Annotated in this window: 25 protein-coding genes; 1 reads left to right on the forward strand and 24 read right to left on the reverse strand. The window is 28.8% G+C overall.

The features are described 5' to 3' along the window. Window positions 1–9: 9 nt before the first annotated feature. The 5 genes from EI71_RS03485 to EI71_RS03505 all read right to left on the reverse strand — a co-directional run bounded on the left by EI71_RS03485 (window position 10) and on the right by EI71_RS03505 (window position 5588). Window positions 10–885 (reverse strand): hypothetical protein, encoded by an 876-nt coding sequence (locus EI71_RS03485; RefSeq protein WP_119015870.1) that lies wholly within the window; start codon window positions 883–885, stop codon window positions 10–12. A gap of 291 nt (window positions 886–1176) precedes the next feature. Beyond that, entirely contained in the window at window positions 1177–1851 is a 675-nt protein-coding gene (locus EI71_RS03490; protein WP_119015871.1) for a hypothetical protein, read from the reverse strand. A 160-nt stretch (window positions 1852–2011) separates the two neighbouring features. Continuing rightward, complete coding sequence (locus EI71_RS03495; RefSeq protein WP_119015872.1) at window positions 2012–2905, reverse strand: hypothetical protein; 894 nt, start codon at window positions 2903–2905, stop codon at window positions 2012–2014. 131 nt (window positions 2906–3036) lie between these two features. After that, complete coding sequence (locus EI71_RS03500) at window positions 3037–3819, reverse strand: GP88 family protein (RefSeq protein ID WP_147387554.1); 783 nt, start codon at window positions 3817–3819, stop codon at window positions 3037–3039. 8 nt (window positions 3820–3827) lie between these two features. Beyond that, window positions 3828–5588, reverse strand: a complete 1761-nt coding sequence (locus tag EI71_RS03505) for a DUF2075 domain-containing protein (protein ID WP_119015874.1) — start codon at window positions 5586–5588, stop codon at window positions 3828–3830. A 165-nt stretch (window positions 5589–5753) separates the two neighbouring features. On the opposite strand from EI71_RS03505, the gene EI71_RS03510 reads away from it, so the two are divergent. Then, complete coding sequence (locus EI71_RS03510; protein ID WP_119015875.1) at window positions 5754–6479, forward strand: helix-turn-helix domain-containing protein; 726 nt, start codon at window positions 5754–5756, stop codon at window positions 6477–6479. 173 nt (window positions 6480–6652) lie between these two features. Here EI71_RS03510 and EI71_RS03515 read toward each other — a convergent pair whose 3' ends face one another. The 19 genes from EI71_RS03515 to EI71_RS03605 form a co-directional block, all read right to left on the reverse strand. Next, window positions 6653–6868: a hypothetical protein gene (locus EI71_RS03515; protein WP_119015876.1), complete on the reverse strand. Its 216-nt coding sequence runs from the start codon at window positions 6866–6868 to the stop codon at window positions 6653–6655. A 31-nt stretch (window positions 6869–6899) separates the two neighbouring features. Beyond that, window positions 6900–8231, reverse strand: coding sequence for a DnaA N-terminal domain-containing protein (locus EI71_RS03520; RefSeq protein ID WP_119015877.1), 1332 nt, complete (start codon window positions 8229–8231; stop codon window positions 6900–6902). A 35-nt stretch (window positions 8232–8266) separates the two neighbouring features. Then, window positions 8267–8557, reverse strand: a complete 291-nt coding sequence (locus EI71_RS03525) for a hypothetical protein (RefSeq protein WP_119015878.1) — start codon at window positions 8555–8557, stop codon at window positions 8267–8269. A gap of 26 nt (window positions 8558–8583) precedes the next feature. Further along, window positions 8584–8832, reverse strand: a complete 249-nt coding sequence (locus EI71_RS03530; RefSeq protein ID WP_119015879.1) for a hypothetical protein — start codon at window positions 8830–8832, stop codon at window positions 8584–8586. 141 nt (window positions 8833–8973) lie between these two features. Next, entirely contained in the window at window positions 8974–9720 is a 747-nt protein-coding gene (locus EI71_RS03535) for a helix-turn-helix domain-containing protein (protein ID WP_119015880.1), read from the reverse strand. 73 nt (window positions 9721–9793) lie between these two features. After that, a complete protein-coding gene (locus tag EI71_RS03540; RefSeq protein WP_211321020.1) occupies window positions 9794–11548 on the reverse strand; it encodes an ATP-dependent helicase in 1755 nt (584 codons plus the stop codon). Beyond that, window positions 11523–11777: a hypothetical protein gene (locus EI71_RS03545; RefSeq protein WP_119015882.1), complete on the reverse strand. Its 255-nt coding sequence runs from the start codon at window positions 11775–11777 to the stop codon at window positions 11523–11525. Before EI71_RS03545 ends, EI71_RS03540 begins: the two co-directional genes overlap by 26 nt. Beyond that, entirely contained in the window at window positions 11777–12910 is a 1134-nt protein-coding gene (locus EI71_RS03550) for a replication initiation factor domain-containing protein (RefSeq protein ID WP_119015883.1), read from the reverse strand. Before EI71_RS03550 ends, EI71_RS03545 begins: the two co-directional genes overlap by 1 nt. A 173-nt stretch (window positions 12911–13083) precedes the next feature. Then, a complete protein-coding gene (locus tag EI71_RS03555) occupies window positions 13084–14940 on the reverse strand; it encodes a hypothetical protein (RefSeq protein WP_162849732.1) in 1857 nt (618 codons plus the stop codon). Then, window positions 14919–15911 (reverse strand): hypothetical protein, encoded by a 993-nt coding sequence (locus EI71_RS03560; RefSeq protein ID WP_119015885.1) that lies wholly within the window; start codon window positions 15909–15911, stop codon window positions 14919–14921. The genes EI71_RS03555 and EI71_RS03560 overlap by 22 nt, the downstream gene beginning before the upstream one ends. 4 nt (window positions 15912–15915) lie before the next feature. After that, the gene (locus EI71_RS03565) at window positions 15916–16785 is read right to left on the reverse strand and encodes a hypothetical protein (protein WP_119015886.1); all 870 of its coding nucleotides are present in this window, start codon (window positions 16783–16785) and stop codon (window positions 15916–15918) included. Then, window positions 16775–18253, reverse strand: a complete 1479-nt coding sequence (locus EI71_RS03570) for a hypothetical protein (RefSeq protein WP_119015887.1) — start codon at window positions 18251–18253, stop codon at window positions 16775–16777. The genes EI71_RS03565 and EI71_RS03570 overlap by 11 nt, the downstream gene beginning before the upstream one ends. Before the next feature lie 136 nt (window positions 18254–18389). Beyond that, on the reverse strand, window positions 18390–18854 hold the full coding sequence (locus EI71_RS03575) for a hypothetical protein (RefSeq protein ID WP_119015888.1): 465 nt from the start codon (window positions 18852–18854) through the stop codon (window positions 18390–18392). A 138-nt stretch (window positions 18855–18992) separates the two neighbouring features. Further along, window positions 18993–19190 (reverse strand): hypothetical protein, encoded by a 198-nt coding sequence (locus EI71_RS03580; protein ID WP_119015889.1) that lies wholly within the window; start codon window positions 19188–19190, stop codon window positions 18993–18995. Between the two features lie 173 nt (window positions 19191–19363). Continuing rightward, window positions 19364–20191 (reverse strand): ADP-ribosylglycohydrolase family protein, encoded by an 828-nt coding sequence (locus EI71_RS03585; protein ID WP_119015890.1) that lies wholly within the window; start codon window positions 20189–20191, stop codon window positions 19364–19366. 21 nt (window positions 20192–20212) lie between these two features. Continuing rightward, a complete protein-coding gene (locus EI71_RS03590; RefSeq protein WP_119015891.1) occupies window positions 20213–20446 on the reverse strand; it encodes a hypothetical protein in 234 nt (77 codons plus the stop codon). A gap of 117 nt (window positions 20447–20563) precedes the next feature. Beyond that, on the reverse strand, window positions 20564–20938 hold the full coding sequence (locus EI71_RS03595) for a hypothetical protein (RefSeq protein WP_119015892.1): 375 nt from the start codon (window positions 20936–20938) through the stop codon (window positions 20564–20566). A gap of 82 nt (window positions 20939–21020) precedes the next feature. Beyond that, window positions 21021–21632, reverse strand: coding sequence for a DUF5677 domain-containing protein (locus EI71_RS03600; protein WP_119015893.1), 612 nt, complete (start codon window positions 21630–21632; stop codon window positions 21021–21023). Window positions 21633–21635: 3 nt separating this feature from the next. After that, entirely contained in the window at window positions 21636–25121 is a 3486-nt protein-coding gene (locus EI71_RS03605) for a DUF2357 domain-containing protein (protein ID WP_119015894.1), read from the reverse strand. Window positions 25122–25125 lie beyond the last annotated feature (4 nt).

A 25125-nucleotide genomic window follows, 5' to 3' on the forward strand; every position in this document is an offset into this window, starting at 1 on the left:
TTCTTTCACTTATCTTAAATAAATCTTTCCATCACTAATTCGCATAATACATGTATACTTATAAATTCCATCTTTCTTTCTTTTTCTGATTTCTCTTGCTTCCTTCAAAGATTTTGCTTCATTATAAAGAACATCATTATAGAAGCCATTCTTATAATCTTTGAAATTGGTATATTCGATAAAATCTGGGTAATAAGACCAAAATAGTACATACTTTACAGGTGGAAGTTCTAAAAGCACCTTATCTTTAGTAAGTATGGCAAATTGCTTATGAGAATCATTTTTGATAAAAGATTTTGCCTCTTTTAGTGTCTTATATCCCCTTACACAAATTCTTGGATCTTTAGACCAATACTTTTGGTAGTCTAAATAGCAACCTCTTAAATAGCTACTATCAAGTGCTATTGCAGTATACTTTGTATTCAATTCTTTTTTTTGATGTCTTCTTAAAGATTTTAGTAACCATTTGTAAATGTTTACTAACTCTTCGGTGTTATTAGAATGCTTCAATTCCTCCTCATTACAATTTGTTATATATTCATAGATTTCTCCAAAATCTATGATATTTGATTTTATCATTTCGTAGATATTTGTATAAAAGAGTGTCCAATCTGAAACCTCTTTAACCTTGTCTTTGTTGTAACAAATGATTGATCCACTACATACTTCATGAAACAATATATATCTATCAAAGCTTTGTATATGCTTTATCTCACCATCAAAAGAAAGTGTGTCAATACTTATCAAAGTATCATCTTTACCAGTATCTTCATTATAGGCATATTCCACCCCTAAAAAATGAATTGGAAAAAGAATCTTAGAGAGAATCTCTTCTATCTTAGAATATTCAATTTTTAATCTAATACTATTTTTAAAGCTTGTCATTTTTGTTCCTCCTAGTATATAAAATCTCAATAAAACATTTAGCTTAGCAATCGAATTTAAAATTCAAATATACTTTTGTGTTTTCCTCCCTTGTGTTGATAATTTATATTCATTCCCTCAAGGCTATCTATAAGGGCTAAAAATAATTAGAAAGGCATTTGGAGATATATTAAAAACTACCCTTATAGAAACCCCTGAAGGAACGAATACATGATGTATTACCACCTTACATCTTTATAATACTCTTTTACTTTTGAGCTTAGGTTGCATTAAACGCAACATGCACATTTTTTACAGAAATCGTCTTGTAATAGTAAATTCACCTGTTTGGAAATTAAACTGACAATGACCTGGTAATGAAAACTTATATAAAGGCATAATACCATCTGTGAAAAACTCATACGCCTTTGGAAGTTCACCTACTGAAATACATTCTCTATGTACACCATCATAGAATTCATAGTAATTACCATTTATTTTCCCGATTTCTGGTGAATAATCCTCGTATTCTCCATCAGGATCATTTAAGTTTAAATACTTTGACTTGATATACCACATAGTTGAACCACTATCGACTATTAGATTTAGATAACCATAATCGCTTAACAGCTTAACAAAGAAATGATTAAGCTTATATTCAAGTGGTAAAGTCATTGTTTCGATATCATATGGAAAATCAACTAAATCAAAATAAATCTCTCTTGCTAAGAAATTTATGCTTAAATTTGTTTCTACCAATATATCGGTTCCAATAACTGCATCAATTTGAACCTCAGGTAAAATATGGTCTAGTGCTTTCTTAAAGGTATCCACCAATGGAATTCTTTTCAATAAGTACTCCTTATTCTTTAGTTTTAAAAGTAAATCCTTTCCTAAGCTAAAGGATAATGGAGCCCCTGTGTCAACTAAGTACTGTCTTCCTTCTATTTCAACTACAACTAATTCATTAATTAATTCAAACTTCATAATGTTTTCTCCTCGTATAATATGTATTTTTGCATTTAGCAAATCCTTCTTACTATTTGCATCTATATGATAATCAAAAAAATGAATGTGTAGGTTGCATTAAACGCAACATAAAAAAAACTTCTTAATTTTTTCAAACTAAGAAGTCTAATTATATATACTATTGGTTTCCCCTTTTACTAAAAATCAATTGATAATAACCTTTGTAATTTTCATTGTAAGTATCTACGTCCAAATGCTTATTCAACGCATCTATTATTGTTGCATCAAACGGCTCTTCTTTGTTTAAAATCAAATATCCTTTTAATAACAATAGTGTGCTACATTTGAAACTATCAATTTTTAAGAATATGGAAAGAATTATAATATCCTCTCGAGTAAGATTTAAAGAATCAATTCTTCTCTTAAGCGTTGATCTATTGATTTCAGCAAAATCACATAAGTTCTCTATTGGTTTAACAGCATCGCTAGATTTCTTGTATTCTTCATACAAATCTATAAATGCTTTCCCATCAATTGCATTTCTAACTTGCTCTTCTGTAAAGCTTTGTACCTTAAAAGAACCAATTAAATCTCTAATTTTAGTAAAAGCTTCAGAATAATCCTTATTTAAGATGTCTATTATTTTCTTAATACCATTATATATTCCAGTTACTGGCTCTTTCTTAAAGGACTTATATGTATATTGGTTTTCCTCAGAATCATAAATTAATAGTGCGGGATACTCTATTCTACTAATAGAAAAAGCATTAGCAATTCTATGCATTAAGCAAAAGCTTTCTTCTGATGTGTCAAGACAGTCACTTTGAGCTAATAAGTGATTTTTACCTTTCGTTTTTCCCCAAGAATCAACAAAATACTTATCATATATTGTAAATATATTAATAGAATCAGAAATATTATTAATTTCCCTACCGTAATCTTTTAGCATAAGTATAGCATCAGGATCACCATTTTCATAAAAGAAGATCATAGAGAATCTTGAATTAGGATTCTTTATAGAATCTATAATATTTTGTTTAGTTAAATTTGTATAGCATGACATAATAAACATATAAATACCTCCTCTTGTATATATATTATATAAAAAATACATTTCATATAGCAAGGGTTCTAGGATAATCGCCCACAAGGTAAAAAAAGAGCACCAAATTTCTATGTTCTGGTACTCTTCAAATATATACTTTATCTTAAATTTGTTACTATTTCACCTTTTGGTTTATTATAACATTTCAAACATTTAGCACAATCAATACTCTTGCAATCATTTAGGACATTACTAGAAACATCTTTGCTGGTTGCAATATATTTTGGCATATGATACCTTTCAATTATTTCCATATCTTCTTTTTTTGTATCATCCATAATACTAGCCATAAAATGGATATTAGTATCATCTAATGTATACTGCGAATCCTTCGCAATTTTTTCTTTCATTACATTATCTAGGATTTTATATGATTTTGTATATGCCATAAAGTAATACTTTGGATGTGTTTTCTTCACTTCAGTTGCGATTTCAATCCACTTATTTAAATATTCTTCATCATAAAAATCACCACAGGCATGAATTCGAATATACAAATCCTTTCCATTAGGTTTTTTATTATTTATCTCCTTGACCATATTGTCAACAAAATCATTTTGCAATGATCTAAAGAAATTAATTTTATGATGTACCTCAATAGGAGAATCTTTACCTTTTTCTTTATGCATTTTTACAACATCCTTTTGGTAGCAATGCTCCAAGCAAATAGTGGTTCTACCAGGACATGTAATAACTCTAGGCAAATCAAAAACCCAAAATATAACATTTTCAGCTTCACCAAGAAATCTATTACTTGGTCTAAGATTGTTAGGCTTTACTTTTGCAATTTCTTGAACAATATCAATAGGTAAATTTTCGAATTCTTCTTTCTTATTATACTTACATAGTCTTTCAGACAACCACATAGACAATTCACTCATATTAATGCCTACTCGTGAATCTCCAAGGTTTCTTCCATATAGCGTTGGAATGTGGTATTTCTCCAAAAGCCTAAACGAATACCATCTATTCCTCTTGTCATCAGAATATAATAAATATTTAAAACAAATAGTGTAAATTCAAATTTATTGGCTGGGTCTACCATTTCATCGGTATTGAACTTACCATTAACATTATAGAATTTATCTGGATTTGCTCTTAGATGTCCGTTTTCATCTAATTCTAGGTCTTCTCCAATAAGGACTCCAACCTTATTCAAATCAATTCCTTGTACAGCAAATACTGAACCAATTTGGTCTTCTGCATCTTCATCCTTAGAATTAATCCAGTTTGTTTGAGTTGAATTCCATCTTCTAGATAAATCCCCCTCATGAAAATGAGTTATTTCAGGATGGCTACCGTGTTCTTGTCTCCAATCCTCAATTAAACCTGCTAGAACTCTATTGACGTGCTCAGGATTATAATTCTTATCCTCTTCAAGCCAGTCAATTAAATTATGTAATGGATTCTCAGTAAAATATCCAAAGTATGCATTTACAGTTCTATCGTTAAATACTTCTCTATTGAAGTTTTCATCAAAATTAGTATTTTGAGAAGATAACAATCCTGTGTCCTTATATAGTAAATACTTGATACCATTAACATAATCTTCAGATGTATATGTCTTACCTCTTGGAGCTTGAATTCTAAATTGAGTCTTTAAGAATTTCTTCTCATATCCTTCTGTTAATCTTGCATACTCAGTTCTAGATACATTTGCTGGTCTAATAGCCTGTAATACGTCATACATTAGTATTATTTGAGAACCTAGCTGTTGTAAGATTTCCAAATGTGATTGGCAATTTGCAAATGCAGGAATATCATAAACCGCATTGAAGGCTGCCATTTGCTTTGAGCCCCTTCTAGATAATTTATGAGACTCATCAACAACAATTATGTCAAAGTGTTCTCCTTCGGTAATTAGCTTTGTAGATGTAGTGACCTTTAAATTATCATTATTCATTCCAAATATTTTAAAGATTTCTCTACCTGTAGCCTCCCAATTTGGCTGAACAACTACACCTATTCTTGCATTCTTATTATTTTTTAAAACTGAAGCAACTAAATGAGTTAATAGTACAGTTTTCCCTGTACCAGCATCTCCATTAATCACATAATTTTTAGTTGGATTATCAATTATCTCCCTTATTAATTCTGTTTGTTCTTGTGTTAATGCCTTAATTGGGGAATACTTAACTAATGCTCTAGTTCTCAATTCCTCAAGAGTTGGGGTTAATACCCATCCCTTAGGGGCAAGAACTTCCTCCCAATATGGAAGAATTACATCAGTTGCAACCTTTTCTCTATCTCTATATTGAGTTACTGTATTACCTGCTGTTCTATTGATGACATCATCGTCATAGCTTAAAAACTGTGCAGCTGCATCCTTTCTGTCCGCATTAAAATATGTAATGAACTGAGATTCAACATCATCAAGTGCTGTACCATTATCTAAATATACAGAAAATAAAACTATAACCTGGTTAAAGCGAGCAGTGTTAAACTTCTCTTCTGTACCGTCATAATGCTGCTTATGTCTTTCAATAAAATGCTTTGTCTGGCCTATATAAATTTTCTTGGATGTAGTGCCTCGATAAATATAAATACAATTATTGTATTTCAATGCATTTTGCTGATCATTACTTAATAGATCTAGTCCTACTAATCCTTTATTTCTAATTCCTAATTCGATATAACTATACTTAGCCATTTTTTCCCCTCCTTAAATCGAATCAATCTATTTCAATTTAAGTTGGGGTAAAGCGCTTTATTCAACGGACTATAAGTCACTATTTTTTGAGAAAACTTCTCGTTGTGACTTATAGTCTATTGGCAATTTTGACTAATTTTTATAAAATTTTTATGGTGATGCGATATGGCAATTGAAAAACCAATTGAGATTGGTAATAGAATAAAGGAGCTAAGATCTCTTAAGGGCTTATCCCAAGAGGAGCTTGCAAATAATTGTGGTTTAGATAGAACCTATATTAATGCTGTTGAGAAGGGGAAAAGAAATATTACCTTAGTATCCTTGAAAAGAATTACTGAATCATTAAATATTACATTTAAAAACTTTTTTGATGAAAATTACATATATCCAACAGCTGACGCTAATAAAGTATTCCTAATTAGCTGCGACACAGATAATTACAATAAAACTATGATTAATGGTGTAAAAGTATCTGATATAGATAAATACTTTTCGGAAAATGATGCAGAGAATATAAAAAAATTTGCCGATAATGGCTTAATATACATTTGGGGTACATCAAGTGGAAATACCAGCAAATTTAGAGAATTAAATATAAATGATGTTTGTGTTTTTTCAAAGCAAAAGAAAATCATAGGTACATCTACTCTTTTATATAAATGTGAGAGCACTAAATTCAGTAAAAAATTCTGGAAAAATAAAAAAAATCCAGATTTTATCTGGCCTAATATCTTCATTATGTCAAAGCCTATTGAGCTTAACATAGATGCATATAAACTATTGGAAGCAGGAAAATATAAAAAGACTTTCGTTCAAGGATTTACTATTCCTAGAGGAAAGCATAATGTTTTAATAAAACAATACTTAGAAGAAAAACTTAAGATTAATTAATAAAACACCCTATCTTTGTTTATTTGAGATAGGGTGTGTTTTTTTATTTAATTCTTTATTATATGGTGGGGAAGGAGAAAAAAAGGATATCATTATAATATCCTCTTTAATGACATATCTAACATAAAATATATCACTTATGCTTTTTGAAACAAAGCTTATGTTACTTTCAATTAATCTCCATAGTCAACTTCTTCAAATTCAAAATCAATAGGTTCTGCATCGTATTCTTCCCATAATGATTCTTTAATGGATTCTTTTTCATCATATCCGACTTCTAACTCATATGCATTTATTGAACTAGGATGTTCCATCTCAAATAACCACTCATCATCCTCAGATTGAGATGAATCCCACACAATATTGAATATATTAAAAAGCCTAGTCATATTAGTTCACCATCCTTGTATACTTTTTCTTTTAAACAAACTTAAACATTATTGGTTTTCCAGTTACTTCTTTTTGCGATTGTTTTATTAATTTATAATAGCATTGATTCAATTTAAATTTCACTATTGTATTTGGGACTTTTACAGATACAATACCATTTTCATATGCAATCACAGCTGTATCTTCAAAGCATTCATCATATGCATATCTATTAATTTCCTTTTTTATCAGCTTTCTAACATTGTCCCAAATCTCTTGATACTCAGTTAAGTATTCATCACGTTTCTTTATGTTATGCCCTAGTTCCTCTTTAAAATAATCATTAACTGTCTTACTTTCATTAGAAGGTTCATTCATAAGCTTATAAAAAATCTCAAGATAATTTAGCTTCGCAAATGAAATACAATGTGCAAGAGGGAATAATCCATCGATATTATCTAGGTATCTTCTCAATGATACAGTTATATTACTTGTAAGCTCTTCCCATTTTGCTTTATTATTGGCCCTATATTTTCTTCCCTTCCTAGTATATTCACAAATTTGTAATGCCGTCTGCTTATCAATCTTACTTTCTATCAATAATGCATATAAGCCTTCTCTTGTTGTTGGATATTTCTTTATTGTATCTTCAGTTATCGGCGAATTATAAATTTGGGATATCACATTTGTACCATGCATTCCTGCTGTTAGGTATACATAGGTGTCAAAGCTCTTTGTAGATTCATCACAACGTTCTAATAATCTAGATAACATATTTGTATTAATTCCAGTAATGCCCTCAATATTTCTCTTATTAAATATTTCATAACTAATTTCATTATTTTGGGTAATATCATAATTGGGTAAACCATACTTTTTTATATTTTTATTTAATATGGATAAGCCTTCCATTCCCATTATGCCAATTTCTATCAATTTTTCATGATTCCTATTTTCATAATCATCAAGACTAATAGTTTGATTAGTATATGGGATTAAACATGAGGTAGTTGTTCTAACCATTACTCCATTACTTATTTCATTTAAATAATCAATAAGTTTAGACTCAAATGATGTAGACACATTAAAGTCATATATAAAGGATTGTTCTTTTTTGTCAAATACAAATTCATATGGTAAATCATATGGTTCAATTGAATCAGTTATATCAAGAAAAAAATTAATATAAAGATTCCCGTAAAACCCTCTAACGATATAGTATTCATTATTAGACTTTAAGAAGTCTGATATCTTCTTTGAATAATATACTTCCATAAAATTCTTATCAGTCATTAGAGATAGTTCTTCTCTAACTCTTGGGTCATTTACTTTATCACCAAGTTCATTAAGTACATATTGTCTTGCATCAAAAATATTATTCATTTATATCCTCTCCATAATTACTTTTTTACAACTATTTAAATATTAATAATTTCCATTTTTTTCTTCTTTTCTTTATGATATTTACGTTTCTTTGAGATAATAGATATCGCCTCACGTAATAAAATAGCATTAACAAGAGCAACGATAATTCCGTCTCGTGTTTTAATTTTGGGAGTGTAGTAATCTATTGCTGCTTGAGCAGTATCCTTACAGCCCTTCAAATAGATTTGATTCAAAAATCTCTGAGGTCCACCATATTCTTTTGCTGAAACTGTTAAATCAAGATATGATTGCATAGGATTTTGACATTTAATAATATTTTCCATTACACTATTCTCCTTTTTTCAACTTCCTAATAATTCAAATCAGGCAAATTATCAGAATCGTAAACACCCCAATAACCAACTTTATAGTACTTATTGCCCTCATATTCATAATAAGTAAATGGATAGTCTTGACCATTTGATTTCTCTGTGAAGCCTGTTTTTGCTATAAATTGAGCCCTAGCCTCATTTTCAGTGAATTTTTCTGCATCGATACATACCACAACATATTTATTATTCCATCCTTGGCATTTGCATCTAAAAACATGAACCTTCATTTTTCTTCCTCCTAAAAAGTTTAGCTATTTAAATAATAGCATTATGCTTGAATTTTGTCAAGGGTTTGTCTATTATCATCAGATATATTTTTGTCTTACAAAACAAAAGCACAAAAAAAAGAACTTTTTTATAAAGTTCTTTTACTTTTTAATAAACCTAAATACTAATCCCCCTACGACTATAGCAGTTACTGCAGCAGCAACAACTCCAGCAACTGTAGTTCCCTTTAAGGGTCCTATTTCTTTACCTGTCATTTTTTCAAAGGTATTTTTAAACTCTTCTTTTCCTATTTTTTCTTTTGAACCAGCAACAGCCGATATATAGTTCAAACCAATTTCTCTTTCTTCTGGTAATAAATGATGTTCATCAAATATTACAAAAAAAGTAATTGGCAAAATATCATCCTCATCCCTCTCTCGACTCTCTCTACATAAACTAGTAAATATAGCAATTGCCTCCGTTTTAGTGAGTTTTGCTTGACCTTCTTCGATTTTCTTTAATCTTTCTTCCTGAATTCCTGTATTTTCACTCAGGTAATCATACTCCCAACCAGCAGCTTTTCTCAACACCTTTAAATTTTTTTGTAACAATAATACATTTTCATCAATCACATAATCTTTAGAACTAAAGGTTTTAGAATCAATACTATCATCACTTTGAAAATTATCAAGCATATACTTTATAATATCATTTTTTGTAACATCATCACGTAATATATAATCAAATAATTTTATAAATTCCGAATTTGGAATTTGGTCCTTCATATTCTTTTCATAATAATCCATATAAACATAAAGAGTCGCTCTAGAAAGAGGTAAATACTCTATCAAATCTATTTTTTTAAATTTCAACAATTTCAATTTGTTGGATATAATTCCAGTTGTCATTTTTAATCACCTCTAGAACAATTCTATCAAAAATACATAATTTTGTAAAGCATTCAAAAAGACAAAATCCAGTTCAATTCAATTCATTTACAAATATACTAGGATTTAATCTTTTTCTCATTCCGTGAATAATATGGTATTCTGCTGAGGATAGATATAGATATTCCTTTGCTCTTGTCATCGCAACATACAATAATCTTCTTTCTTCTTTTATATCATCCTCATTTTTCAAGCTTTGAGGAATTATTTTATCATTTACTGAGATGATGAATACACATTTAAATTCTAAGCCCTTGGCTCTATGAATGGTTATTAGGTTAACTCCCATTTCATTTATATCCTCATCATCAGATAATAATATATTATCTAATATTTCCTTATTAGTTTTTAATTGGCTATTTATCATAATATCCTTTAGGGCTCTTAGGTATTCAAGTTCTTTATCTGTTGGGTTATTAAATAGTATTTCAAGTAAGGATTCAAATAATTGCTTACGGTCATATTTAGATATAATAGTTAATAATTCTTTGATCGCTTGAGCTTTAGTGGATATATCACTAATATTCATTTCTATGATAATATCTAAAGGAGATTTATTCGTTGATTTGATTCTTTTTATGATTAAATCATAAAAGATATCATCAATTTGAAGGGCTTGTAAAAGCAATATATAGTCACTTGGATTATCTAGAAATTGGTATAAGGCAATCATTCTTCTGGTTGAAGCTATCTTAAAGAATTTTAATTTACCATAGGCTATAAATGGGATATTATTTCTTTTTAGCTCATATTCTATTTCAGTAGATTGATAATTATTTCTAAATAGTACAGCAATCTCATTTGGCTTATAGTTACCTTTTTCTATGAACCTTTTTATTGTGCTTGCAACCTCCCAGGCTTGGTAGGATGTATCCGGTAGCTCATGGTAGATTACCTTGAATTTAGGGTTAATATTAGAATAGATATCACTTTGTAGATTATGGTTATGCTTTATTAGGTTATTAGCTTTTTCTAGGATGTTTGAAGCACACCTATAGTTTTGATTTAAATAGATGATTTCATCAGCACTATCCTTAAATTCATTAATTATTCTTACATCAGATGATCTAAAGGAATATATTAGCTGGTTGATATCTCCTACGCAAAATAGGTTATTATATTTTGATGATAGCTTTTTTAATAGTTCATATTGAATTTGATTTGTATCCTGGAATTCATCCACTAATATGTATTTACATTGATTTAATATAGAATCCTTAAATGATATATTATCAATATTATTTAGAAATAGAGATATCATATCATCAAAATCAATTTCTCCTCTTTGCATCATGTATTCCTGAAATTTGTAATATACCTGGTTATAGATTCTTGCCTCGTCTGTTGTCTTGAATTTATATTCTAGATTATTTTTTCTTTTGGTGATAAATTGCATTAAGGATTTAGGGCTATATTTTATATTTAGATCATTGATTATTTCATTTAAAATATATAATTCATATTCTTCTGTTACTATTCTTATGGAATCAAATTTATTAAAGCCTAATTCATCCTTGGCATTTAATAGCATCTTATAAGAATAGCTGTGGAAGGTATATATATTATTAAATTTATTATTTAATCGATATATCATTTCCTTAGCCGCTCTTTTAGTGAAGGTAAAGGCTATTATTTCATTTGGAGATACTCCATTATCAAGTAGGTATTTGATTCTTGTTGTTAATACCTTAGTTTTACCTGATCCTGCACTTGATGCAACTAATACTCTTTTAGAATTAGTTGTCACTGCCTTGTATTGCTCTTTATTTAATTGGTTCAAATATTCCATGCTTTATTTTTATATACCATAATGTTAGCTCTAATAATTCCTTTTCTGTATGGAATGGTTTATTTCTTAAAAAATATAAAATATCATCTATATTTATGTATTTAGATTCTACTAATGGTAAATCATTATAATGATTATCATTTATATAATTTATTATTAGAACTGGAAGATTTGGAAATATTAGGTTTTTATATTTTTCTCTTATTCTCCAAATTGTACATTCATTCATTAAAATGGTAATTCTCCTTCCTCTATTATTTTTGATATTTCCTTTAATAATTCCTTAAATGCTTCATCTGTATAGGTTGACATTTTTCTTTCTATCATGAACTGGTTAAATCTTTTTAATTGCATTCTTGAGGTATTAGATAAAAGAGTAAATAATTCATGATATAGTCTTTCTTCAAATAATTGCTTGTCACATTTTGCTTCCACAAACCATAAAAGCAATATCATTTTTGCCTTTGGCATTATGTAATTATATGAGGTTTCGCTTGTTGATTTTCTCATTTCCGCCTTAGGTAGGATTCCTTTTTCTGTAGTTTCTAGGAAGCTTAACCATTTAGAATCTGTTTTTTCTCTATAAAGATGATTCTTATCTGGCTTGCTATTTTCTTTTATATCTAATATGGAGTATAGTGCTTTAGTTGCAAATGCCTTTAGTCTAATGCCATAGATTACATCCTCTTCGTCCTTATAATTTTCTAATAAATCTAGGACTATAGCATCAGCCTTACCTTGACGAAATCTCATTTCATATCTAGTCCAGTATTCATATGGAACTTCTTTTTTTAGGGTTCTCTGTTGTTTATATTTATCGTAGATACATAATTCTGTTTTGGAATTACGTGAGCCAAAATCGATAGTTAAGCCTCGCTTTAGGGTGCCTAGGATTTTAGGTTCTGTTTTAAATATGGATGTATATGCATTACCTTCTATTTTGTCATATAGATATTTAAGAGGCATTTCCTTTCCTGATATATCATCAATGGTTATATCTATTCTTTTGAATGTTGGGTTAAAACCCATTAGGAATTCAAAAAAATCATACCAGGATGATATTCCTTCCTTCAGTCTTTCAAATTCCCTACAGCCATCTCCCTTTAATTCTAATTGACAGGTACGATATCCAAAATCATTTAAGGGGCCACAGCAACGAAGTATAATATATTTATTTAAGATAAATTGATATCTAAAATTATTTACTGCATAATTAGATTCTTCTATTTGACACATATCTAATTTAAAATATTCTCTAAATATATCTAGAATTAAATATGCTTCATTTCTATCAGATAGATTATTATATCTTTCCGCAAATGTTACGGATAAATAATCTATTATTACTCTTTTGTTATTCATATTATTCCTTTCAATTCGTATTAAATTAGTAATTTATTTATAACGGTTTAATGCATTAAAGCATTAGGCAAGTGGTGTGAAAGTGGGGGTATTACTATAACCCCACACTTTCACATGCCCACTTTGCCTAAATCTGCTTTTGGAAATGTCATTAAGATCCATCATATTTGTAACTAATTGTTTATTTTGTTATAGAATTTAGAATTACATTTATTTAATTCTTCAATTGATGGAGTCAATTGTGTAAATGAATCTATATCTTTAAAATCCATATTCTTTTTTTGTTCATAGGCATAGGATAAGAATGTTGAATCATATAGCTTTTGATTATTAATATGTAGGTCACATAAATTTATATTAAATGTAATTTTTTCGCCCTTATCATCTCCTTCTTGAGATTTTAGAGCTGATAATTTAAAGTACTGGTATTTTTCAAACCAGGCACATATTTTTGAGAGTGTAGTATTCATATTACGCAAGAAAAAATAAGTAGTATTATAATCATTACGTTTATATATACCTACTGTTTTTCTTTGTGTTTCTTTATTAATTCTTTTCTTTTTTAATTCATAAGAAACTATTAGCTTTTCTATTAATGCTTTTAATCCTTTAAATGGTAAATAATACATTTTAAGGATTAGAGGCATTTTTAGTTTTCTTTTCTTTATATTTATAAAGTATTCGGCGTTACCGCGAATTCGAAGGGGGACCTGGTCCTTTAGCTGGTAGTCACAGAAGATTTTACAGTGTCGCTTAAGGTCGTGAGAAACAGTGGAAAAGAAGGTATGTGCCCCATCACTTCCTACTTCCTTCACATTATCATGAGAATTATATTCCTTATCAATTTCAGATAATGATATTACGATATATTCTTCTAATGGATATTCCTTTGCCTCAATATTTTTTCTCATATAATCAAAATTGAATATTTTAGAATACTCCATAAAGTATGGAGAATAGATTGCATAGTTAGATATTAGAAAGGTACCTCTATCTTTAAGTGCTTTTAGAGTGTCTATATAATCTTTATGTTCAGGATAAAGGTCTGGTTTGTTTCTTATTTCAGCAAAATTAAGATATCTGTATTCTGCTTCATAATCTAATATCTTCTTTTCTAGTTCATCGATATAGGCTTCCTCTGAAGCTAAGGATAATGATACATTAAGTAAGGTTTTACCAGTACCTGGAGCACCATTAATAAATGTAGTTTGAGTTAGCTCATCATGGGCAAAGCTCTTTAGCCTTTCATGGTTCTTCTTTAGCTTATATTTAGCTTTAGATAAGCCTAACAAAAACATAAAAATATAGATTAGTATATACCATAGTATTCTTGGAGTTTTCTGAATTATTGGAATCACCCATATAATAAAAGCCTTTAACATGGATTCAAATACTACATGAATATCAAAGCAAAACATATGGAATATGTAGGCTTCTAAAAATATGATTATTTCTACTAAGAATCTATATAGAAATCCATTAGATACAAGAATGATTAATAGGAGTAAAGCTAATGGTCTTTTATTCTCTTTTACAAAGCAGATTATTTGTTTAATTAAGACTTTTAGCTTATTCATAATAAAGCATATACATTCCCTTATCTTAATTAATATAAGGGCTGGCTTTGAAGTTTTAATCTTCAATTGAGTACCATAAATAGACTCTCTAATAAAGATAAATACTAGTACAATTACATTTAGACCTATATTCAAAAAATACATCAGCAATGTGTATAGAAAATTCAATACATTTGAAAATATATTTTGAAATGATTCATAATTAAAGCTCTGTAAATAAGCTGAGACACTATTAGCTGCATCAGCACATTTCTCTTCAAATTCAGCATATGTATTTGAATGATTAGCTATATAGTTATCAAAGAATGTTTTTATATTCGTTATATCAAATATGTCTTGGAATCTTATAGTTGTTTTAACAAACGAATCTAGGTTTAAAAATAATAGGGCGAGGGATAACCCTAGCCCTACTACTATTAGACCTATTATGGTTAATTTTTGATAACGCGCCATAGCTTTCTTATGATTAAAAAGATAATATATAATACTCCGATTCCAATGACACTTGATATAGCTATAGTTGCAATTCTGAAGGTTTGATTGTTTTCTAGATTTGTTTTGAAGTTTTCAAAACCTTCTTTAATAGAATTACCAAAGGATTCTAAATCGTGCTTAATACCTGAATTAGGGTTATCTGGATTTGTGATATTTGGTGCTTCAGATTCAGGAAACTGCTGTTCAAATTGAGAATTTGTATTATCGTTTGCTTGGTAGGAATCCTGATTGTTTACTGAACCTGAAAATCCATCCACACATAAATCATTTAATATTCTTACATTAGCAAGTGTATGATAATATTTACCATTACCTGTTTGAATTGTAGATTCGCTCCAGGTTTCACATTCCTCTTGTAAAGAATCATTATATTTTAAATCATATGTAGGATTCTTTAAATTATGATAGAATGAGTTATTTACATATACCGGAATCTTATTCACATCATAACCAGATGGACAAGTAGTCTTTTCAACTACACAAGCATACCTGAAGCCACTATATACTGTTACTCCCGCAAATTCTACACCATCAGGAGAATCGATTACCTTAAAGCCTGTATAAGTAATACTTTTTTCTCCATTAGGAAATGTACAGTTTACTTTAGCTCCAGTATCAGTAAAGCTGATTGTGATAATTGATGCTGTATGAACTGGTTTTCCATCATAAAAGACCATATAGTCCTTTAGTGCTTTAGCAGCTTTATCTTTATCAATATTCTTAGTAAATGTAAACTGTGTAGCACAGGTATAGCCTGATAGATCCTTATCATCATAAGTGATGGTTTCTGCATTTAGCTTAGTCTCATAAGAATTAAGCTTAGATACTTCTTTTGTTGTTTGATTAGAGCATCCTATAAGGATGAATAATCCAATTATAGATAAAATAGCTAATGCTATTAAAACAATAGTTATAATTTTCTTTTTCATGTTTTTATCCCTTCATTATTCTATATATTTTTTTAATTAGTAGGTAGATTAAATAAATACCTACTACTGATAAGATTGAGGAAATAACGATACCTACTATCTTTAAAGTTTGGTTTTGATTTACTTCTTTTTCTGTAGGTGTATCATCAATTTGTACTTCATCATTTCCACCATAGATTGATGGATCATCTACATTATCTTCATGGTTAGTTTGCGTAGATTCCTTAGTTAGATTAAAGCCAACTAAGTACTTACAAACCGTTTGGTAGATATCGTTATTCTTATCCTTGTATCTTGTATAGGAGATAGAACCATCCTCTTTAGCTGCATATTTATAAGGCTGATAAAATGTAGGTGGTATTAAGTATTCTTTTTCTTTAGTAAGTAAATTATTGACTATATCACCTAAATTATCCTTATAAGTATTACCATCTATGATGATAAGTACTTGATCATAGTTGGTAGTAGCAATTAAATATTCAGCTTTAGAATCATATGATTCTATAACCTTTGGTTTTATCATTTTATTAAATACAGGTTGGTTATATCCTAGGTGTGGTGATAAGACTATCGAATCTGAATCTGATATATACTCACCAAATTCCATATAGATATCATTAGCCTTATCCTCCTTAGGAAATGAGCCTTCCCATATTAAGTATTTAGAGATAGATTCTACTACTCTTTTTGTATCTATATTCTTTGTTACATAAATATTTGAAATAGTATAAAGCTTATCTGCTTCCCATTTGGTTTTAGTCATCTTTACTTCTTCATCAGTCCATTCATAGGCATAAACTTTAGTTGAAGAAAATATAGTAAAAGTCATCAGCACAAAGAGCATTGACAAGATGAATAATTTTTTATTTTTCATCCCTCATTACCTCCTTGACTGTAATTACAACCTTATATCCAAAATAGAAAAGTAATAAGAAGCCTATAATACCCAAAACTGAGATTAAAACATTCTTAGCTACACTAAAGCCATCTAAGATATTGTAGGTTTTATCTTTTATTTGCCAAAGTGCTGATTCAGTATCAAGGATTAATTCTCTATCAATAATAGATAGGGTCTTACCATCAACATTATCCATAGTGACCTTTACATCATAGACCTCATCTTCAACTAAATAATTTAGTCTAAGTATTTGAAAATCTTTAATTCTTTTATAGTTAGATTCAACACAAGCATCACTAAATATATCCCAGTTTTGTTCTGAATAATTTAGCATCATTTCATATTTATAGGTTATAGATTCCTTCTCATTTGATTTAAAGATTCCTTCTTTAAAGCCATATGTTTGATATAGGTTAAATATACCTGTTGATTTCTTTTCAGGTCTTAACGATTTAGTTACCTTCTTTAGTTCTTCATTTAACCAAAACTGATACCATTCCTTATTATCTGATGTTAATACATAGGATACATCTACCCTGTATATCTTATCGATTGGTATTGTGGTATTGAAATGAACATAGTGCATATAACCACCAAAGCCAAAATCATAATAAGACTGTACCTCACAATCCTTAATTAGCTTATAAGCATGAGTTACTAATTGACATGCAGACTTTTCATGATATTTAGGCACTATTCCTAAATCAAATTCAGTATAGGAATCTATAGTAGCTGAATATAAGTTATTAGGATCCGGGTCATCATCAAACTGAAGCTTATCTATTCCTGTTTTAATATTGGAAAATTTATACTTTTGAGTTAGTGGTACTCCAAATTCTTTACCTCCATCAAAGCCACCAATAGGTGTTAAATGAATAGCCAGATCGTATGCTTCAAAATAGTAATATTTTGAATCAAACCAGAATGGGCTAAATAAATCATTAGTTGGATACTGAGTGTATTCCTTCCCATTTAATTCTAAAGAATTAATAGTCATGAATTCAGATGGTAAATACTTTGAAGTCCATACTAGATATAGGTAGGATGATTCATCCCCAGCATAAGCATCATAATATAAACCTAGTATTCGATTTGGGTCTAAATATTTAGGTTCAATATCTAGATTAGTTAAAATATCATACCAAACCGTATTCCAGCTATTCTCATACATTTGTATAAAATATAAAAGATTGGAATAGTCCATAGAAGCAAAGTATTCTTTTGTACCAGCTGAGGCTTGTCTATACATCTTTGTATATAGAGTTTGATATCCTGTATTCGATGATAGCTTCTTATGATATTCTGGTAATTTTCCTTCATCTACCAAAGCTTCTACTTCTACCTTTATTTCTTCATAGTATGAGGCAAAGGTATTAATAGGTAAAATAAATATAGAGAATACAAAAAGAAATGTAGTTATAATTATTTTTATTCTTTTTGGCATTTTTTATCTCCTCTTATTAAATGTATAAAAGACTTAATTATAGTAATTAAAACTTTAAAAATTAGCCTTAGAATTATAAGTAAAGCGCCAAATACCTTTGACGCTAAATTAATTATTAATGCAAGAAAACTAATCATTATTCAGTTTCATCTTGGATTAAATCATCTGGTGTTAAGTCTCCATCCTCAGCTACTGAATCAGTAAACTCTACATTAGTATTAATCTTGCTTAGCATATGAAGATGCTTACGGTTTAGGAAGAAGCATCTTTTAACATAGAATTCATCGTTTCCTAAATGAACTTTGATTTCATGATAGTATTCATCCTTAGTTGGATATTTCTTTCTGTTGAATTCTGCAGGTACATTTTCAAATGTAATGCCTTCCTTAGAATCTAATTGATCAATTTTTCCAGCATCGATAGCAAGACACTGTAATGTTTCAAAATCAATTAAATCCTTACCTGCAACACTTAAATCAGCATATCTTTTATCGTTTGCCTTTCTTAATCTTTCTGTATCAGAGATAATTGCCTCAGCATTTACTCTCTTTACTCCATTAAAGCTTTGTACATAAAATTTTACGTCTACATGACCTTTCATTGTTTTTTCCCTCTTTTCATAATTTTTAGTTTATTTAGGCTTTTCTAGGCTAAGCCTTATAACCTATAATGCTTTAAAAGCTTTTAGTTTTCTTTAATAGGGACAAGTCAACCTATTTAATTATTAATATTTAGTTTTTTATTTCTTAGTTCTTGGACATAATTCAATACTTACACGTCTAAGTAGCATTAATGCTATATCATTACCACTTGCAACAAGTTCTTCTGATATATGATGTAAGGCTATCTTTTGATAGGCTAATGGTATATCAGATTCAATGATCCATTTTGCAAGTAGATCTTGAATTTGAATTATGTCTTCTTTTGTCAAGAGCATTTAGCATCCCTCCATTTCTTTTATTGTTAATCTTTAAGCTATCCTTATCGATTACAGCTATAGTTTAGGAAATGGTTAAGAAGGCTCAGGGATAAAAATATGTAAATTATAAAAAAGTCAAAAAAAATTCCCAAGAATATTTCTACTCTTGGGAGGAGGACATGATATTTCAATTATCTTAAAACTCTTTTTTTCTTTACTTGATCAAATGCTAGATATAAGCTTAACACATCTTGTGGCATATAGTCTTCTGCCTCTAGCATCATATTGGTTGGTACACCATAATAAGCTTCTGCAATAGCACCGGTCATACAACCTTGAGTATCGGTATCAGCACCTAGGGATACCGCCTTTCTAACAGCATCTTCAAAGCTTGTAGAATCAAGAAAGCATACAATAGATTGTGGGATTGAGCCTTGGCAAGATACCCAATTCCCCATTTCATCTAATCCATAGGAAGAATGTAACCAATCATAACTCATTCCTTTTATCTCAGGATAATAGTTATCTATTACATATTGTTTAATTTCTTCTTTTGATTTACCTATTCTTGCTAGATAAACACACATAGCAATAGCTTCAGCACCTTTAATACCTTCTGGATGATTATGAGATATTTCAGTAACAGCCTTAGATAGCTTCTTTACCTGTTCTTCATTATCTGCAATCCAGCCTACTGCAGAAACTCTCATTCCAGCTCCATTTCCATAAGAATTATATGGAGTAGGAGATACACTTAGCCATCTCCAGAAGCTTTGGCCCCATCCTGCATCAGGATGTCTATTTCCAATATCTCTCATTTGAAATATAGTTTCCTTCTTTAAGGCTTCAATATCATCCAAATCATTAATACAGTTCTGTAAAGCTCTACCAACTGCCACTGTCATATATGAATCATCTGTAGTTGTACAATATCTATTAAAGAATGGGAAATTATAATCCTTTTTACCTGTAAATTCATATGGTCTTCCAACCATATCACCTATAATAGCTCCTAGCATCGCAATACCTCCTGTGTACACTTACATTATATCATCAAGTAAAATATCCTGTATATAATAAGCGTAATATATAAAATCAGATCCAGGATATTTCTCACAAACTTCCTGTAATTGCTTATTTATAATTTCACACTTTAAGGCATTGATATGAATCTTCCTTAAAGTTGTTTCCTTACCAGGAGTAATATAACATCCTGCATAAGAATAATCAAAGCATGAATCCTTTTCTTTAAAATAGGATTCTGTTAAATTCATTTTCCTTCCATCATCGATGAAGATAACCATAGTATTATATAATCCGATACACTTCTTATCAAGAAGCGGATCCGGATCATTTTTATTCTTTCGATTTCGTCTAAAAGCTTTTTCATATTACTTCACCTCCATTAACTCAAAGATGTTTTGGTGCTCTAAGAAGTAGGTCAATGCTTTGGCTTCAAGTTCAAACTTGATTTCATCGCCTCTAAGAGAACCTGTATAGAATTTATCAATATAATCTACAACTATTTTGCCGGTACATCTTTTTCTATACCATTCTATATAATCCCAAACAGCAATCTCTTCTACTATAGCTGCTTTCTTTTCTACATAGCCTAGAGGAAAATTAAATATGCAATTGTCTATTTTTTCTTGTAACTCAGCATCTGACTCAACCATCACATACTCGAACACTGATTCATCGTTAACAACGACTTGATTCAAATCCTTCTCATTTAGAGGGGTAACTGTAATTTTATAATATTTCATAGTGGGTACTTATCTCCTTTTCTGTCTTATTTCTTAAGACAGCTATAGTATAAAAGAAAAAACTAGTAGTCACCATGAACCACTAGTTCAAACTTAGAATGTTTTCAATTCTATTTTTTAAATAAGAAGTTGTTCTCTCGACACCTTGTACTAATGACTCCAATGCATCCTTTGAATTAACACTTACTGATGTTAAATTATTATGTACAAAATTATTACACATCTTATACCAAATATGAAAATTCAAAACATTTCCAACTTCAGCCACTATTTTAGTAGTGTACTTAAAATCATCATCTATATCAACATATTTTTCTAGATAGCCATATTCTAAATAACCATCAGGTTTCCCTGAACAGAAAGATTTTACTTCATTCAAATCTTTTTTACAGACTTTCTTACCAATATAAATATCATGTTTAACATATGATTCTACTAAATCAGGATGCTCTATGATACTCATCATTATAAAGTAAGTTTCTAGATACTTTCTAAATATTGTTAGAGCATCCTCAATATTATTCGCATTAACCAACAATTCAATTGATTTCAAATTAATGATTAACCCATTATATTGTTTCAAAAATAATACTAAGTATGTTTTATTCTTAAAATATTTATATAATTTTTGAATATTAGAATCATCACGCATCAGTTTTAGTTCTTCTTGCATAGATATTAATATATCATTCATAAACTAATCACCTGATCCTATCTTAATATAATTAGCTCTTTCATCGCCTGATAGATATAATATTAAACAATATGCTTCATTCCACATATTCACTAGTTCATTAGGTTTATCTAAAGTTATGTGATATTTTGTCTTGAGCATTTTTGATTTTTTGTTTTCATCATCCCAATTTTTCATTGCATCAACAATATTTCTATTAAAATTTTTCAAATGAAAAATAATTTCATTAGCTAATTTTCCACCCGGTTTTAAATCACTAAAATAAGCCAAATCCCTACAATATAAAAATGAAATTAATAGTTCAACACAATACCTTGTTAAAAAACCATTCTCTTTTGGAGTATTATAAAACGAACATTCTTCTGGTTTCATATTCCAATCATATAATGATAATTTTTCTAAAGTCTTAATTATTACTTTTAACAAATAAGAAACATAGGTTGGATGTGCTTTTGCCATTTCATAAATAGACATATGATTAACTGCTGTTGCTGATGTAAGTTTATTTAAATATCTTCTAAATACTGCAGAATCAAAATAATCATCATTAGATGTTATTCTAATTAATTGCGAATATGCAATGTTAATAACCTCAACATCATCAGGTCTTTCAGCAAAATATCTTCCATATGTTGCCTCAGGAAACATAAGAAAATCATTTTTATAAAGGTTAGAATCAAAAGATAATTCAATTAAAGCTTCTTCTAATTCTGATGCCCTCCAAACCATTACTTGTTTATATCCCTCATCAACATTAGCGGATTTTAATGGACCCCTAGCCCTTTCCAATAAAAACATCGCATTATTATAAACATCATAATGAGAAATAATTCTTCTTATTTTTTCTTTTGAATCATCTGTATAATGTGAAATTCTTTGGTTTTTATTTATAAGAATTTGAATATCCTTAGAAGCTTCCTGAACATAATTTATGGTTTTACCACTTTTAGTAGTATATTTAATTTGATTTCTTTTAATACAAGTCATATGGTTATTAAATAACTCTAATGTTCTCGGAAGTTTTTCATTAAATTCTTTATCTAAGGATTCATCTGAATATATTACATCTATTATATTAGGATATATCAAATTTTCTATCAAATTTTCTTTTTCCCATTTAACGATTATTTCTTCAAATGGTGCAGTCTTTAAGACAGGAATAAGTTTTAACAAATAGCTATTTTCAGCACCAAAACTATATTCAATAATTAACCTTACTTGAACATCTTTAGCTAACGGGAATGAAGGATCTTCTGCCTTTGCAACAAAAGAATCGTTTTCAGCACCAATAAAGGATTTATTAAGAGGTAGTATATAATTCTTATTACCTTTGCTTAGAGTAAGTTTGTCTTTAACAACAATTCTAAATTTCTTACCAATGATATTTTCACATTCTTGATTGTCAACCAAAACAAGATTATCAAACATTCCATCTTTAATAATCTCCAATGATAACTTAGGAAGCTTCTCATACCAGGTTATTTCGTTATTTTCTAGTCTCTCTATTATTTCATTAGCACCATTAATTAAATACTTGTTACAAACTATATAACCATATTTATCTACTAAACACTCTAAGAAATCAGGTAATATGGATAATGTTGATTCCTTATCAAATTTTTCAATAATAGCACTGTATGAAGCTTCAAAATCCCTTAAAGTTGATTCAAATAGTTCATCATCAAATGAAATAATATAATACTTGTGGTTATTAATTGTTCCATCACAAACTATGTAATTATCTAATTTCTTATTCAATATAGAATGTAATGCTCCACTAGCCATAAATTCATTGATTACATTATTAGGATATGAAACACTATATTTATTTTGATATTTGCTAATATATGATTCATAGAAATTAAATTCATTAAAAATTTGATAATAAATTGGCACTTCTACTGGTCCACAATGAACAAATCTATCATTCTTTCTTTCTAACTTAGAGATAGAAAAGTTCTTTCCACAAAAATCCAAAATGGTTCTTACCTTAGCCTTATTATAGGATGCCTCACCAGCTAAGATAGATCTCCATACTGGATAACTCTTAGGATATATTGACGAAAATACTCTTCTCACAGTAGCTGATGAGAATTCATCAAAGGTATCGTTTATATCATATATTACATGCTTATTAAAATCTTCATTAACCAATGAAGTTTGTCTTAAAAACCTTGAATAACCTTCTTTTTTATATGAGTAATAATATAAGTTTTTGTCATTAGCAAAACAAATACTATTATTATTAAATATACTTCCATTGTCACAAATGCTTAATCTAATAGAATCTGTGGAATTATACATTCTATTATCAAATGAATTAATAGAAATGAAATTGTAATTCTTTTTATCAATAATATGTTCCTTTTGCTTAAGCAATGATATATTTAATTCTTTTAATATTTCTACTAGAGCTTCCTTAAATCCCAAGATATCAGAATAAAATTTTCCAACCATTTTATCATTAATATATAAGTTATAAGGTAATCCACGAGTATTGTCAGATTCAACTTTTTCAAACCTTAAAACATATTCATCACTCGATAATAATTCAATAGTATTCAAAGCATTGAATTTGTTTACTATGACCTTGTAATCATTATTATCAAATAGCAACTCCTGTAATTCATCATTTTCTTTACTATATAAAACATAATTAGAAAGATTAGATGAATCATTCATATCCTCAATGAAATCATAATAATTCATTAAATATGCAATTAGCATATTAACTAAAGCTTTCTTATAATCTTCAAATGCATTGCTATAATCAATATTCATTTGCTTTAAATCCAAATATGAACTCCAAACACTAGAATAATCCACATTACCTATCAATGCATTATTTGGAGAGGAATAATCTTTTTCAACTACTTCTTCAAATTCTGTTCTAAAAGTAAAATTTTTCTTATTTAATTCTCTTTTTAACTTTTCTAATTCTAGATTATCTTGACCAAATAGTTCAGGATTAGAATTCATAATACCAATCTTTTTATTTAAAATCTTTGCTATATCTTTGAAATATGCTAATAAGACCTGGTTTTCTTTTATGTTATAGCTATATCTCTTTATAGTTGATGATATTTTTTCAACATTGGCAAGTTTTTCTCTAACTGATGAACCAGGTTTATTAGCTAACCATTTAAATGATTTTGAATCTAAAGATTTTATTTTTTCTTTTTTAATTAATTTTTGTTCTTTAACAATTGCTTTATGAGGATTCTTAAGAATTTTATTTATATGTTCCTTAGTGAAATCATAAATAATCTGAACATCATCATTCAAAAAAGTTAATGGAGCTTGAGCACTTTCATAAAATACTAATGCCTTTTTAGAATAATTCACTCCTAAATCTTTAAGGATTTTATTATTAATATTATCCCTTTTAGAAATAGTATTCATCATATGAATTGCTGACAAATAAGTAACATATTCACTATTTAGTTTTTCATCTTCAAATAAGGCATCATAATATTTTATTAAGCTCATTATA

The sequence above is a fragment of the Anaeroplasma bactoclasticum genome (assembly GCF_003550015.1).
Taxonomy (GTDB): domain Bacteria; phylum Bacillota_I; class Bacilli_A; order Acholeplasmatales; family Anaeroplasmataceae; genus Anaeroplasma; species Anaeroplasma bactoclasticum.